Below are 13,785 nucleotides of genomic sequence, written 5' to 3' on the forward strand. Positions count from 1 at the left end.
AGGTCCGTTCCCTGAGCCTGTCGAAGGGCTGCGCATCCATCCAGCGCGGGGCCCATCCGGGGTCAGCCGATGCGGGCCCATTTCGACGGGCCGTCGGAGCCGGCCTTGTACGCGTCGAGTGGCACCTCGTCGGCCCGCCACGCGTCGAGCACCGGGGCCACGATGCGCCAGCCCTCCACAGCTGAGTCGCCCCGCACCGACAGCGAGGGGTCTCCGTCGAGAATGCCCGCGAGCACCTCTCGGTAGGCCAGCAGCTGGCCGTCGCCGAAGAGGGCGTCGAGCTGTGTCTTCTCGAGCTCGTAGGGGTCGCCCGGACCGTTCACGTTGAGCTCGAACGACATCTTGTCGGGGGCGAGGTAGATGCGCAGAACGTTCGGATGCTCGGTTCCCGTGAGCCCCGTGGGCACCCTGTTCGCCTTTTTGAACGTGATCGCGATCTCGCGACGACGTTCGGAGAGCGCCTTGCCGCTGCGGAGGGTGAACGGCACGCCCGCCCAGCGCCACGTGTCGATCTGCACGGTGACCTCGGCGAGCGTCTCGGTCTTGCGCGAGGCGACGACGCCGGGCTCCTTGGAGTAGGCGGGCATCTCACGGCCGTCGACGTCGCCAGCGGTGTAGCGGGCGCGCCGGCTCGAGGCTGCGGGATCGCCGTCTTTCAGGCTCGTGGCGCGCAGCACGATCTCCTTCGCGTCGCGCAGGTCGTCGGCGCCGAGTGTCGACGGCGGCTCCATCGCCACCACCGCCATGACCTGCAGCAGGTGGCTCTGGATCATGTCGATGAGGGCGCCCGCGGTGTCGTAGTAGCCAGCCCTGCCCTCGAGCCCGAGCTGCTCGTCGTAGACGATGTCGACCTTCTCGATGTGTTCGGCGTTCCAGACGGGCTCGAAGATGCGGTTCGCGAAGCGCAGGCCGAGCAGGTTGAAGACGGTGGAGCGGCCGAGGAAGTGGTCGACGCGGTGGATCTGGTTCTCGGGAACCAGCTTGGCCAGCTGCGCGTTCAGGGCCTCCGCGCTCGCCACGTCGGTGCCGAACGGCTTCTCGAGGGCGAGCGTGAGCCCGGCCGGTCGGGTGACCTGTTCGAGGGCGGCGCAGGCGGCCACGGCCACGGCGGGAGGCAGGGCGAAGTAGATCGCGGGGGCGGCATCGCACGAGTCGATGAGCTTCTGCAGCACGGCCGGATCGGTGACGTCGGCCTTCACATAGGTGGCGGTGGTTCGCGTGTGATCGCCCGACGGCCCGGTGCAGTGCACCGTGTCGAAGGCGGTGTCGACGACCTTTCTGAAGTCGTCGTCGCTCCAGTCGGCACTGCCCGCGCCGATCAGCTGCAGGTGGCGCTCGCTTTGCTCGCCGAGCAGCTGGCCGAGGCCGGGAAGGAGCAGGCGCGAGGTGAGGTCGCCCGAGGCTCCGAGAATGATCAGCGATGACAATTTCTTCGACATGGTAGTCAGGGTAGTGCCGGGCGCCGACCGCGACCTGTAGGTGTGAAGATGGGGTAATGAGCCTGGCCATCGAGGATTACGCCCTGATCAGCGACTGCCACACGGCGGCCCTCGTGGGGCGGGATGGCAGCATCGACTGGCTCTGTCTCCCTCGCTACGACTCGCCGTCGACGTTCGGCGCACTCCTCGGCACCGAGGAGCACGGCCGCTGGCTCCTGGCCCCGTCGTCGCCCGACGCCACCTGCACCCGCGTCTACGACGGCAGCACCTTCGTGCTTGTCACCACCTGGACCACCCCGACGGGCGTGGTCGAGGTCACCGACCTCATGCCGCACGGCGACCGACGGGCGGACGTTCTGCGACGGGTGCGCGGCGTCTCGGGTCACGTCGAGATGGTCGAGGAGCTGGTGATCCGCTTCGGGTACGCGACGGCCGTTCCCTGGGTGCGCCAGTCTCACGAGAACGGCCATCCGATGCTCGTGGCCATCGCGGGGCCGGATGCGCTGGTGCGGCGCGGTCCGCGGCTCACGGCCGTCGACACCCGGCACCGCGGGGTGTTCGCGGTGCGCGAGGGCAGCCACGTGGACATCTCGCTCACCTGGTTCCCGTCGCACAGGGAGCCCCCGCAGCGGCTCGACTTCGATGAACGCCTCGTCGCCACGAAGTCGTGGTGGGCGGAGTGGTCGAAGTCGCTCACCCACGACGGGCCGTACGGGCCGGAGGTCATCCGGTCTCTTCTCGTGCTGCGCGCGCTCAGCCATGAGGACACGGGCGGCATCGTGGCGGCGGCCACGACGTCGCTCCCCGAGTCTCAGGGCGGGGTTCGCAACTGGGACTACCGCTACGTGTGGCTGCGCGACGCGTCGCTGACGCTGCAGGTCCTGCTCTCGCACGGCTTCGACGAGGAGGCCGTGAACTGGCGCGCCTGGCTGTTGCGCGCCATCGCGGGCGATCCCGCAGACATCCAGATCATGTACGGCCTGGCGGGCGAACGCGAGCTGCCCGAGCGCGAGATCACGAGCCTGCCCGGTTACCAGGGCGCCTCGCCCGTGCGCATCGGCAACGGAGCCGCGCTGCAGTATCAGGCCGACGTGATCGGCGAGGTCATGATGGCCCTGCACGAGGCGCGGCTCGCCGGCGCCGAGGAGACGGAGTTCAGCTGGCCGCTGCAGAGGGCCCTGATGAGTTTCGTCGAAGAGAACTGGACAAGGCCCGACAACGGCATCTGGGAGATCCGCGGCGCGCTGCAGCACTTCACGCACTCGCGCGTCATGATCTGGGTCGCCCTCGACAGGGCCGTGCGGGGCGTGCGCGAGTTCGGGCTCGACGGGCCGGCGGAGCGCTGGGAGAAGCTGCGCGACGAGGTGCGCGCCGAGATCGAGCAGAACGGCTGGGACGCCGAACGCGGCACCTACACCCAGTACTACGGCAGCACGGAGGTCGACGCTTCGCTGCTCCTGCTTCCGCAGACCGGCTTCTGCTCACCGACGGATGCGCGCATGCTCGGCACGGTGAAGGCCATCGAGAGCGACCTCCTGAACGACGGGCTCGTGATGCGGTATCGCACCGAGAGCGACGTCGACGGGTTGCCGGCCGGCGAGCATCCGTTTCTCGCGTGCTCGTTCTGGCTTGCGGAGCAGTGGGCCTGCTCGGGGCGGCTCGCCGACGCGGTCACGCTCATGGACAGGCTGGTCTCGTTCACCAACGACGTGGGTCTGCTCTCGGAGGAGTACGACCCGGCCGCGGGACGCCAGATGGGCAACACGCCCCAGGCTCTGTCGCACCTCGCGCTGGTGCGCGCGGCCGACGCCATCGCCCGCCACTCGCCGCCGACGACGGAAGAGAACTGAGCGCGCAGGGCTCTGTCGACCCGCCGCTCGCCTATTCGGCCGACGGCCGTTGACGCTGCTGCTTGGTCTCCGACCGGCGTTTCTTGCCGGCGAGGTGCCGCCTCGCCGAGCCTCTGGTCGGCCTCGTCGCCCGCCGGAGCGGCGCGGGAGGCGCCAGCGCGTCGCGCACGAGCTCGCCGAGATGCTCGAGGGCGGTCTCGCGATTGCGCAGCTGTGAGCGCTGGGCGGAGACCGTGACGGTGATGCGACCAGCCGTGAGGCGTCGACCCAGTCTGCTCAGCAGCTGCTCGCGCTGCGACTCGCTGAGCACGGCCGAGTCGGCGATGCTCCACGACAGCTGCACCCTGCTGTCCGACGTGTTGACGTGCTGGCCACCCGGGCCCGACGAGCGCGAGAATCGCCAGTCGAGCTCCGCCGCCGGGATGGTGAGCCCATCCACCACCTCGAGATCCATATACCCAGCGTTGCACGATCAGGGAGAATTGGCCCCATGACTTCTCGCCGTCGCGGCGCGCTGCGCGCCACCGCCGCCGTTCTCGTCGCTGCGATCGTCGTGGGCGCGAGCGGTTTTCTCGTCTACGCCAACGTGACATCGGCCGCCGAGCGCGAGCCTCTCGCCGAGGTGGCCGACGACCCGGCGATCTCCCTCGATTACTCGCGAGACTCGGTCGTCATGGCTCCCACCTCCGACGCGAACGGCGAGGGCCTCGTCTTCATCGCGGGCGCCAAGATCGAGCCCGTCGCCTACGCCTACAAACTGTCGGGCCTCGTCGATGCCGGATACACGGTCGTGATCGTGCGCCCGTTCCTCAATTTCGGGCTGTTCGAGACGCGGCCGCTCTCGGCCTTCACCTCGCTCGCGCCCGACGTCTCCGACTGGTTCGTGGGCGGGCACTCCCTGGGCGGGGTGAAGGCGTGCATGTACGCCGACTCGCCTGATGTGAAGGGGCTCGTTCTCTTCGGTTCGTACTGCGCCAACGACCTCTCCGACTCCGAGCTGACCGTCGTCTCGCTGTCGGGGAGCGCCGACGGGCTCAGCACGCCCGCCAAGATCGACGCCAACGCGAAGGCACTGCCCGCAGACACGACCTTCGTCGAGATAGAGGGAGCCAACCACGCGGCCTTCGGCGACTACGGGCTGCAGGCGGGCGACGGCGACTCCTCGATCGACGACTCCGACATGCGCGACATCATCACCGACACGATCACGGGAGCCCTGCAATGACCCATCGACGCACACGCGCCCGCGTCGGAACGACGGCGGTCGTCATCGGCGCCGTCGCTGCCGCCGCGATCTCCGCGTGGAAACTGAGCCCGTGGCCGTCGGCGCTGTTCGTGCGATATGTCTTCGAGAAAGACGGGGCGCGCGTCTTGAAGGCCCTGCAGGCCCACGCACCGGGCGGGGTCGACCGCGCCATCGGCATCCGGTATCGGCCGCACGACCAGCACGCGCTTCTGGATGTCTACCACCCGTCGGGCGCGTCGGGCGGACTGCCGACCGTGGTCTGGACGCACGGCGGCGCGTGGATCTCGGGCGGGCGCGCGAACGCGGCGCCCTACTTCGAGCTGCTCGCCGCGGCCGGCTTCACGGTGGTGAGTCTCGACTACTCCCGAGGTCCGGCGAGCCGCTATCCCACCGCAGTGCACCAGCTCAACGACGCCCACGCCTATCTCGTCGCACACGCCGACGAGCTGCACATCGACCCCGACCGCATCGTTCTCGCCGGCGACTCGGCGGGCGCCCAGCTCTCGAGCCAGCTGGCCACCGCCATCACCGACCCGGCCTACGCGGCCGAGCTCGGCATCCGGCCCGGTCTTGCGGCACACCAGCTGCGCGGCGTGATCCTGCACTGCGGCATCTACCACCTGGAGGGCCTGCTGACTGCGACGGGCATCGTCGGATGGGGCAACCGAACCGCCCTGCACGCCTACGTGGGCGGCCGCCGCTTCGCCACGTCGCCGTTGCTCGGGCAGATGTCGATGATGCACCGGGCGACCGCGGCGTTTCCTCCGACATTCATCAGCGGAGGCAACGGCGACCCCCTGACAGACGGCCAGGCTAAGCCGTTCGCCGACCGCTTGGAGTCGCTGGGCGTCGACGTGACGCGGCTATTCTGTCCCGCCGATCTCACTCCCCCGCTACCGCACGAATACCAGTTCGATCTCGACCGTCCAGAGGGGCTCGCCGCGTTGAGGGCTGCAATCGACTTCGTCTGGCACCAGACTGGGGGGTGACGAGCTTGTCGCGAAATCGAACGATCGATGTCGCGGCGCTCGCCCGTGTGCCCGAACGCACAGCCCATTCCGTAACGACGAAGGAACCCATGAGCGACAACGACGACAGGGCCGAAGACAAGCAGGGCACTCCCCCGCTCCCCGCATTCCCCGGTGCTCCGGCGCAGCCGGAGGCGCCTGACGCGCCCGACGCGCAGCAGGTGCCGCCCGCCCCCGAGACACCGAAGGCGCCGGATGTGCCGCAGGCGCCGTCCGCGCCGGTTACACCTCCGCAGGCTCCCGCCGCGCCCCCGCAGGCACCGTCCACGCCCCCGCAGGCTCCCGCCGCGCCTCCGCAGGCTCCCTCCGCGCCTCAGGCACCGCAGCAGCCGCACGCGGGCGGGCAGTACGTGCCGCCCTCGGCGCCGCCCCAGGCCCCCGGCGCGCCCCAGTATGGAGCACCGCAGAACGGAGCACCTCAGAACGGCGCTCCGCAAAACGGCGCGCCCCAGAACGGTGCGCCGCAGTATGGAGCACCGCAGTACGGCGCTCAGCCCACCGCAGGCTACGCGGCGCCGAAGGGACCCAAGCGCAAGCTCGGCACGGGCGCCCTGATCGGCATCATCGGCGGGGCGATTCTCGTGGTCGTGCTTCTGGTGGTCGGCGTCGTGTTCGGCATCTCGCGCATCGGCGGAATGGCCGGCGGCGGAGGTGGCGGGGGTGGCGAAGAGCCCAAGGCACAGGCGTCGTCGCCTTCAGACGCCGTGACCGACTACCTCACGGCCATCGCCGACGGCGATGCCAAGACAGCGCTCGGCTACCTCAGCTCGCCTCCGAACGATTCGACGCTGCTCACCGACGAGGCCCTCGCCGCGTCGGCCGAGCTGGCCCCGATCACGGAGATCGACGTTCCCGAGACCAAGGGCGAGAGCGGTTCGGCCGATGTCACGGCGACGTACCTGCTGAACGGCGAGCCCATCACGACGACCTTCAGCACGTCTGACTACGACGACGACGGAAAGTGGGAGATCAGCGGAGGCACTGGCTCGATCTACACCGAGCCCTTCGACGGCCTCGGACTCACGATCAACGGTGTAGAGGTCGACGCGGAATCGGTGGAGGTGTTCCCCGGCACGTACGAGCTGGCCACCTCGCTGAAGAACTTCACGCTCTCCGGCCCCACCACGGTGACGATCACCGAGCCGTATGAATCGGCCGACACGTCGCAGATCAAGCCCGCGCTGACCGAAGAGGCCCTGCAGCAGTTCCGCGGTCTCGTGAGGGCAGCGGTCGACGCCTGTATCGCGTCGACCACGCTGGCCGCCGGCTGCGGAATCGATCTGCCCGCCACCATCAGCGACGGCACGCAGCTCGCCGACGGCACCATCACGCGCAGCCTGAGCGCCGACTCGAACGCGACGCTCGACTCCCTCGAGGCGACCCCGAGCTACGACAACCCCACGCTGGTGGAGGGCGAGTACATCGGCTCGCCGTCGGTCGAGGCCGACTGCACGAAGGACGGAGCGACCGGGCGCTGCTCGATCTACTTCGCCCCGGCCCTCGGAACCCCCTCGGTCGACATGGCGTCCGACAACCCGGTGGTGAACTGGGACTGACGCTGAGTCAGTAGCCAAGCACGAGAGAAGCCCGGGGTCCTGTGACCCCGGGCTTCTTCGCGTGCCACGTTCGCCAGAATCGAAAAAAGCCCGGAGTTCGTGAGAACTCCGGGCTTGCGGTGCACCCCCCGGGACTTGAACCCGGAACCCACTGATTAAGAGTCAGTTGCTCTGCCAATTGAGCTAGAGGTGCCTTGGCGCGAAACTGCGGCGCCGAGGGAAAACACTACCATGAGATGAGAGCGTCGTGCGACGCTCGTTCGACCAGAGGAGAACCATGACCGACACCGTTTCGCGACTGTCCGCGGGAACACCCGCACCGGAGTTCACCCTCCTCGACCAGGACGGCGTGGAGGTGTCGCTCAGCGACTTCCGTGGGCAGAAGACGATCGTCTACTTCTACCCCGAGGCCGACACCCCCGGCTGCACCACCCAGGCGTGCGACTTCCGCGACAACCTCAACTCACTCGAAGCCGCCGGCTACCAGGTGCTCGGTGTATCGCGCGACAAGCCCGCGAAACTCGCCGCCTTCAAGGAGCACCAGAACCTCACGTTCCCGCTCCTCTCCGACCCCGACAAGGCCGTGCACGAGGCATACGGCACGTGGGGCGAGAAGTCGCTGTACGGCAAGACGGTCACGGGAGTCATCCGGTCGACCTTCGTGCTCGACGAGAACGGCGTCATCACCCTCGCCCTCTACAACGTCAAGGCCACCGGCCACGTGGCCTCGCTGCGCAAGAAGCTCGGCATCGACAGCTGAACCGAAAGGGGCCGCCCCGTGCAACACCGCATCTTCACAACGAGCTTTGCGAGCGTCTACCCGCACTATGTGGCGAAGGCCGAGCGCAAAGGCCAGCAGAGGTCCAACGTCGACCTGGTCATCCGCTGGCTCACGGGCTACAGCCAGGAGCAGCTCGAGAAGGCCATCTCCGATGAGGTCACATTCGAGCAGTTCTTCGACGATGCGCCGGCCCTGAACCCGAACGCGTCGCTCATCACGGGCGTGATCTGCGGCATCCGGGTCGAAGAGATCGACGATCCGTTGATGCAGAAGATCCGCTACATGGACAAGCTGGTCGACGAGGTCGGCCGGGGAAAGAAGATGTCCTCGATCCTGCGAACCTGATCGGCCCGTCGAGGCGGGGCGCCTAGGAGACGCGGCGAGTGGCCGCGACGACGGGCGGGCTCATCAGCAGCAGGATGGCGATGGCGGCCGGGATCAGGAGCGCCCACCCGAGCGACGGCACGGCGAAAACGCCCTGGAAGCATCCGATCGCCACGGCGATCTGCAGAAGCTGCCACGTCAGCGCCGCGCCGCGCACCCAGGTCTGCCGACGGAGCAGTCCGACGACCATCGCCCACAGTGCGCATGCGAGACCGGCCGCGAGGAGCAGAATGACGACAGCCGAGGCGAAGGAATCGGGCGTTGCCGTCAGCAGTTCGACGACGAGCCACACGGTCACGCCGGTCGCGAGGAGTGCCTCGGCGGCGAGCACTACTGAGAGCGCGACCAACAGAATCGGTCGTCGCGACGACGGATCCGGTGCCTGTTCACCCGAATTTGGCTTCGAATTCAGCGGTTCACTCACAGCCGTTACCCCTAGAAAAGTCTTGATTTGCAATTACCAGTATGCGACCATATTTGAGGTCAATGTTGCTCACAGTGACGTGGGCGCATGCAGATTTCTTTCTGCAGCAGTCCCTGTGCCATTGACCCTCACCCGAATCTTAGGCCGAGCCCTCTTTCTACACTCGTAGGGCAGCCGAAGCTTCCGCACTATAAGGAGCACCCCCATGGATTGGCGCGACAAAGCAGCCTGCCTCACCGCAGACCCCGAGCTGTTCTTCCCCGTAGGCAACACCGGCCCGGCCGTCGACCAGATCGACAAGGCCAAGACCGTCTGTGCACGATGCACGGTCACCGAGATCTGCCTGCAGTACGCCCTCGAGACCGGTCAGGACTCGGGCGTGTGGGGTGGCCTCAGCGAAGACGAGCGCCGCGCCCTCAAGCGTCGCGCCGCACGCGCGCGCCGCGCCTCCTAGACGCTAAACAGCACCACATCCGCGAGCCGCGGATTCTCGTGCGAGTCGTACTTACCCGCGACCAGCACAGAGAATCCGCGGTTCGTTTGTTTGCGCGGGCGACTTTGTGACTCGGGCGACGTGGTGCGCGCGGGCGACCGGATGCGCCGGAACCGCGCTAGGGCTTCGTGAGCCAGCGGAACGGGATCTCGATCGTCACGACCGTTCCCGACCCCACCATGGTGTGCCAGTCGATCGTTCCGCCGAGCTCTCCCTGAATCAGGGTGCGCACGATCTGGGTTCCCAGGCCTGAGCCCACCTTGCCCTCGGGCAGTCCGGTGCCGTTGTCGCGCACCTCGACGGTCAGGTTCTCCTCCGAGCGAGTGGCGACGATCTCGACCTGGCCCTCCTGACCCGCCAGCCCGTGCTCCACCGCGTTCGTCACGAGTTCGGTGAGGGCGAGGGCGAGGGGTGTGGCGTACTCGCTCGGCAGGATGCCGAAGCTTCCGCTCGACTTCGGGTGCACCGTGGTGTTGTGGGCCGAGGCGACCTCTGCCACGAGCAGCAGCACGCGGTCGAAGACCTCGTCGAAGTCGACGCGCTGGTTGAGCCCCTCCGAGAGGGTGTCGTGCACGACGGCGATCGCGGCGACGCGACGCATGGCCTGCGTGAGCGCGTCTTTGGCGTCTTCGGAGTGCGTGCGCCGCGCCTGGATGCGCAGCAACGACGCGACGGTCTGCAGGTTGTTCTTGACCCGGTGGTGGATCTCGCGGATCGTCGCGTCTTTTGTAATGAGCTCGCGCTCTGTGTGCCTGAGCTCGGTCACATCGCGGCAGAGAACGATGGCACCGAAGCGCGTGCCCTGCAGGCGCAGCGGAATCGCGCGCAGCGACACGGTGACACCCTTCGCCTCGATGTCGGTGCGCCACGGGGCGCGGCCGGTGACGACGAGCGGCAGTGACTCGTCGACCTCGAGCCGCCCGCCGAGGAGGGCGGTCGTGACCTCGGCCAGCGACTGGCCCTCGAGTTCTTCAGGGAAGCCCATGCGGTTGAACGCGGACAGGCCGTTGGGGCTGGCGAAGGTGACGATGCCGTCGGCATCGAGCCTGATCAGGCCGTCGGATGCGCGGGGGGCGCCTCGTCGAGGTCCGGTCGGCGCACCCAGGTCGGGGAAATCGCCGGTGCCGATCATGGCGAACAGGTCGTTGGCGCACTCGTTGAACGTGAGCTCCTGACGGCTGGGGGTGCGCGTCTCGCTGAGGTTCGTGTGGCGGGTGATCACCGCGATCGGGTGGTCGGTGGTCTGGCGATCGTTCGGCGCGAGTCGGCGCAGCACGGGAACGGCGCGTACCCGCGTGGGCGTCTCCTCGTACCAGTCGGGCGCGGCCGTGTCGACGATGACCGAGTTGCGGAACGCTTCGGTGACCTGGGTGTTCCACTCGGGCTTGATCTTCTGGCCCACGAAGTCGCGGTAGAACAGCGTGGCCGAGCTCGACGGCCGGGCGTGCGCAACGGCCAGGAACGAGTCGTCGGCCGTGGGAACCCAGAGCACGATGTCGGCGAACGCGAGGTCGGCGAGCAGCTGCCAGTCGCTCACCAGCAGGTGCAGCCACTCGACATCGGCCTCGGAGGAACGGCCTTGGGCAAGTACGAGATCACTGAGCGTCGACACCTGCCTAGCCTAGGCGACGCGCGCGAAGCATCTGCAGCGGCCCACCCCTCTGCTCCTGCCGCGCCGCCTGCCTCGCCTCTCGTCTCGATGTGCCCTGCGGCGACGGCGCGACAATACTGCGATCGACCAGCTGCGCGATCGCAGTACGAACGGGTGAACGAGGGGCAGCGTCGAGCACGGTCTTTCCGGCCAACACGGCCGCATCGACACCCGCCGTGTCGAGCGGCAGGAACACGGCGTCGTCGAGCCCGCCGAAGCGGCCCAGAGTCTGCTGCACCTGATGCTGCGCATTGCTGCCGACCGAGCTCGCGCGCAGACGATTGATCACCACCGAGACCTCGGCCGTCTCGACCTGCTCGAGCAGATCGACGTGAGCACGCAGAAACCGCGATAGTCCGATCGGATCTGCTGAGCCGACGGCCACCACCCTGTCGGCCTGACGTAGCGCAGCGAGCGTCGCGGCGTTGCGTCTGGGGGCGAACATATCGCTCGAGATCTCCTCGTCTGTCTCGAGATTGAACCCCGTGTCGACGACCACGTAGTCGACCCACTGGCGGCACGTGCTCAGCACCGTCGTCACACGATCGGCGCCGAGTTCGGGCCACCGCGAGGCGCGCCCGATTCCGCTGAGGATCCAGAACGCCGACCGCGGCGAGGTGTAGCGCGACGCGATGCGCTCCAATTCGGCCAGGGTGAGGCTGTCTCTCGAGGCCAATCGACAGGCGGCCGCGAACGACGGGGACTCATCGAGCATGCCCAGGCTCGGGGCGATCGCTCCGCCGTAGGTATCCGCGTCGACCAGAGCCACGGTTCTGCCCCTGAACGCGAGCTCGGCGGCGAGCTGGATGGCCACGGTCGTGCGGCCTGGGGCGCCCGCAGGGCCCCACACGGCGATCACTGTGCCAGCCTCCCCGTCTGGCGACGGGCCGCGAGGCACGGCGACTCCCCCGCGCAACAGTGCCTCGATGTCGTTCCACGATGCGCCCGCATCGACCACCTCGAAGAGCCCGAGCGACAGCGCATAGCGCCTCTCGGCGTCGTCGGCCGCGACCGCAACCATGCGGATGCCTGCATCGTCGGCCTCTGCGAGCACGTCGAGCGTCAAGTGGCGCCGCGTGGCGGACACGACGATGCCGTCGGCGGTGCGACCCCGGATGGCGGACACCAGATCGTGCGCGGTGTCGAGCCGCGCGACGATGTCGTGTCCTGCGAAGGAGATCTGCTGGATCAGCCGGTCGCCCGCCGTGTCGTCGAGGCAGGTCAGAAGTGTCAGCACCGGGCTCATTTCGCGACGAGCGGCTCGTCGTCGGGCACGATTGCCAGGGCGGCGCCGTTGGCCATGGCCTCGAGAACAGACGCGACGGACTCCCGCGGAACACGCAATTCGACCTGCACGTCGGTGCCGGATGCGACGAGCCCGGCCGATTCGACGACCGAGACGACCTCGGCCCGGGCGACGAGGACCACGGGAGCCTCGAACACCGAACCGGAGTCGGAGGCGGCCGAGGCCCAGAGGGTGACCCGGGAGGATGTATCGACGATCGACGGAACCGGACCGGACACCGTGACGACCACCTGCGCCTCGTCGACAGACCGAGCGGCGCCCACCGACGCGCTCGGCACCAGTTCGCCCCGGCCGATGGCTCGCACGACGACGGCTCCCTCCGCCGGAATGTCGTCGGGCCTGAGATAGCGATCGGCCGCCGACCCGAGCCTCACATGGGCGACAGCCAGGTCGTCGACGGTGAGTCGTTCACCCGTATTGATCGTGGACGACGCGACATAGACGTCGGTCGTCTCGTCGACGGTGGCGACGAGCCAGGTGACGCCGACCGCAGCGACGACGACGAGCGTGATTCCGATGAGAAACCGAGGGTCGACGAAGAACCTTCGATGCGTTCGCAGGCGTTCAGCGGGGCGGTCCATACGCACATGGTGCCAAGGTTCGCGGCGCCGTGGGAAAGTTATCCACAGGCCTGCAGGATGCATGGCGCCGGTTTCATAATTGAGGAATGAACGATCCTGCTTCGCCCGATCGCCTCGGTCGCTTCCTCACCCTTGCCGACACGGCAGAGGTGCTGAACGTCTCGGCGAGGCAGGTCTACGCCCTGGTTCGTTCGGGCGAGCTTCCGGCCATCAAGGTCGGCGCCGCCGGGCATTGGCGCATCGAGCGACTCGTTCTCGAGTCCTACATCGACGCGATGTACGAGGAGAGCCGCCGCCTCAGTCTGTGGCAGCAGTCCGACGTGGCACCGCTGCCCGAGCTGTCCGACGGCCGAATCATCAGGCGCTGAGAATCACACCCTGAAGAGCGCGACACAGTCGAACGCGATGAGGCGATAGCCCACGACCTCGACGTCGCGACGCGACGATGTGGCGTCGTGAACGGCGATGTCGAAATGATCGCGACCGACCCGGTCGATGGTGCCGAACACTGACTCGGCGGCCAGCACCACCTCGACTGCGGTGCGCCTGCGGCAGAGGTCTCTGAGAAGAAAAGCGAGCCCGAGCCTGTCGGTGATCGCACCGGCGCCCTCGTGCGATGGTCGGGGCTCGAGCGAGTGGCGTATCTGCCGCTTCGTGAGCGACAGCCCCTGCACTGCGGTGAGAGGCACGATGCACTGCTGCTGCCGTCGCGTGCCGCCCGACGCCCTCGGGTCGAGGTCGGCCGCGAACCAGTCTTTTCCGATCGTCTTCACGATCGCCGACAGGGTGCCGCCGCCCAACAGAACGAACGAGATCGAGTAGTTCGCCCCTCGCTCCGAAACACTCGCCAACTGGAGCAGGCGGTCTCTCAGCGTGAGCCGGCCGAGCCGCAGCCGCTCCTCTTCGTCGTGAAGATCGTTCTCCTCGGCGTGAAGACCGTACTCGAGCTGGCTCTCGAGATCGGAGAACAGGTTGTCCCATCGCATAGCAGGAACGGTAACGGGTGATCGCGCACCCGGGTGAAATCTGTCCACAGGGCAGAAAGG

At 68.0% G+C, this 13,785-nt stretch carries 15 protein-coding genes and 1 tRNA gene; 8 read left to right on the plus strand and 8 right to left on the minus strand.

Features of this window, described 5'->3' with window-relative positions; genetic code table 11:
- Positions 1-62 precede the first annotated feature (62 nt).
- Positions 63-1,439, minus strand: a complete 1,377-nt coding sequence (locus tag ASF06_RS11795; protein WP_055947129.1) for a glucose-6-phosphate dehydrogenase — start codon at positions 1,437-1,439, stop codon at positions 63-65.
- A gap of 56 nt (positions 1,440-1,495) precedes the next feature.
- On the opposite strand from ASF06_RS11795, the gene ASF06_RS11800 reads away from it, so the two are divergent.
- A complete protein-coding gene (locus ASF06_RS11800; RefSeq protein WP_055947132.1) occupies positions 1,496-3,289 on the plus strand; it encodes a glycoside hydrolase family 15 protein in 1,794 nt (597 codons plus the stop codon).
- 31 nt (positions 3,290-3,320) lie between these two features.
- On the opposite strand, the gene arfB is transcribed toward ASF06_RS11800, so the two are convergent.
- Positions 3,321-3,743, minus strand: coding sequence for an alternative ribosome rescue aminoacyl-tRNA hydrolase ArfB (arfB, locus tag ASF06_RS11805; RefSeq protein WP_055931015.1), 423 nt, complete (start codon positions 3,741-3,743; stop codon positions 3,321-3,323).
- Positions 3,744-3,779: 36 nt separating this feature from the next.
- Between arfB and ASF06_RS11810 the strand changes: the two genes are divergently transcribed.
- The 3 genes from ASF06_RS11810 (at position 3,780) to ASF06_RS11820 (ending at position 7,119) form a co-directional block, all read left to right on the plus strand.
- On the plus strand, positions 3,780-4,514 hold the full coding sequence (locus ASF06_RS11810; protein ID WP_055947134.1) for an alpha/beta hydrolase: 735 nt from the start codon (positions 3,780-3,782) through the stop codon (positions 4,512-4,514).
- Positions 4,511-5,524 (plus strand): alpha/beta hydrolase, encoded by a 1,014-nt coding sequence (locus ASF06_RS11815; protein ID WP_055947135.1) that lies wholly within the window; start codon positions 4,511-4,513, stop codon positions 5,522-5,524. The genes ASF06_RS11810 and ASF06_RS11815 overlap by 4 nt, the downstream gene beginning before the upstream one ends.
- An 89-nt stretch (positions 5,525-5,613) precedes the next feature.
- Positions 5,614-7,119, plus strand: a complete 1,506-nt coding sequence (locus ASF06_RS11820) for a hypothetical protein (RefSeq protein WP_055947137.1) — start codon at positions 5,614-5,616, stop codon at positions 7,117-7,119.
- 120 nt (positions 7,120-7,239) lie between these two features.
- Here ASF06_RS11820 and ASF06_RS11825 read toward each other — a convergent pair.
- Positions 7,240-7,312 (minus strand) — tRNA-Lys (locus ASF06_RS11825).
- 84 nt (positions 7,313-7,396) lie between these two features.
- Here ASF06_RS11825 and bcp point away from each other — a divergent pair.
- Complete coding sequence (gene bcp / locus ASF06_RS11830; protein ID WP_055947286.1) at positions 7,397-7,879, plus strand: thioredoxin-dependent thiol peroxidase; 483 nt, start codon at positions 7,397-7,399, stop codon at positions 7,877-7,879.
- Positions 7,880-7,897: 18 nt separating this feature from the next.
- Complete coding sequence (locus ASF06_RS11835; protein WP_055947139.1) at positions 7,898-8,245, plus strand: DUF2200 domain-containing protein; 348 nt, start codon at positions 7,898-7,900, stop codon at positions 8,243-8,245.
- Positions 8,246-8,267: 22 nt separating this feature from the next.
- Here ASF06_RS11835 and ASF06_RS11840 read toward each other — a convergent pair whose 3' ends face one another.
- Positions 8,268-8,633, minus strand: coding sequence for a hypothetical protein (locus ASF06_RS11840; protein WP_235500986.1), 366 nt, complete (start codon positions 8,631-8,633; stop codon positions 8,268-8,270).
- 280 nt (positions 8,634-8,913) lie between these two features.
- Here ASF06_RS11840 and ASF06_RS11845 point away from each other — a divergent pair, with 280 nt between their 5' ends.
- Positions 8,914-9,162 carry a WhiB family transcriptional regulator gene (locus tag ASF06_RS11845; RefSeq protein WP_044442296.1) on the plus strand — a complete coding sequence of 83 codons (249 nt, stop codon included), beginning with the start codon at positions 8,914-8,916 and terminating at the stop codon, positions 9,160-9,162.
- A 157-nt stretch (positions 9,163-9,319) separates the two neighbouring features.
- On the opposite strand, the gene ASF06_RS11850 is transcribed toward ASF06_RS11845, so the two are convergent.
- Genes ASF06_RS11850 through ASF06_RS11860 form a run of 3 tightly spaced genes read right to left on the minus strand, consistent with a single transcriptional unit; the run spans position 9,320 to position 12,739 of the window.
- Entirely contained in the window at positions 9,320-10,813 is a 1,494-nt protein-coding gene (locus tag ASF06_RS11850) for a sensor histidine kinase (protein ID WP_055930996.1), read from the minus strand.
- Between the two features lie 4 nt (positions 10,814-10,817).
- Positions 10,818-12,089: an AAA family ATPase gene (locus ASF06_RS11855; protein ID WP_235500987.1), complete on the minus strand. Its 1,272-nt coding sequence runs from the start codon at positions 12,087-12,089 to the stop codon at positions 10,818-10,820.
- A gap of 5 nt (positions 12,090-12,094) precedes the next feature.
- Positions 12,095-12,739 (minus strand): SAF domain-containing protein, encoded by a 645-nt coding sequence (locus tag ASF06_RS11860; RefSeq protein ID WP_055947144.1) that lies wholly within the window; start codon positions 12,737-12,739, stop codon positions 12,095-12,097.
- A gap of 86 nt (positions 12,740-12,825) precedes the next feature.
- Between ASF06_RS11860 and ASF06_RS11865 the strand changes: the two genes are divergently transcribed.
- Complete coding sequence (locus ASF06_RS11865) at positions 12,826-13,107, plus strand: helix-turn-helix domain-containing protein (RefSeq protein ID WP_055930989.1); 282 nt, start codon at positions 12,826-12,828, stop codon at positions 13,105-13,107.
- A 3-nt stretch (positions 13,108-13,110) separates the two neighbouring features.
- On the opposite strand, the gene ASF06_RS11870 is transcribed toward ASF06_RS11865, so the two are convergent.
- Positions 13,111-13,725 carry a hypothetical protein gene (locus ASF06_RS11870; RefSeq protein ID WP_055947146.1) on the minus strand — a complete coding sequence of 205 codons (615 nt, stop codon included), beginning with the start codon at positions 13,723-13,725 and terminating at the stop codon, positions 13,111-13,113.
- Between the last annotated feature and the right edge of the window lie 60 nt (positions 13,726-13,785).

This window comes from Agreia sp. Leaf244 (assembly GCF_001422695.1).
In the GTDB taxonomy this organism is placed as follows: domain Bacteria; phylum Actinomycetota; class Actinomycetes; order Actinomycetales; family Microbacteriaceae; genus Agreia.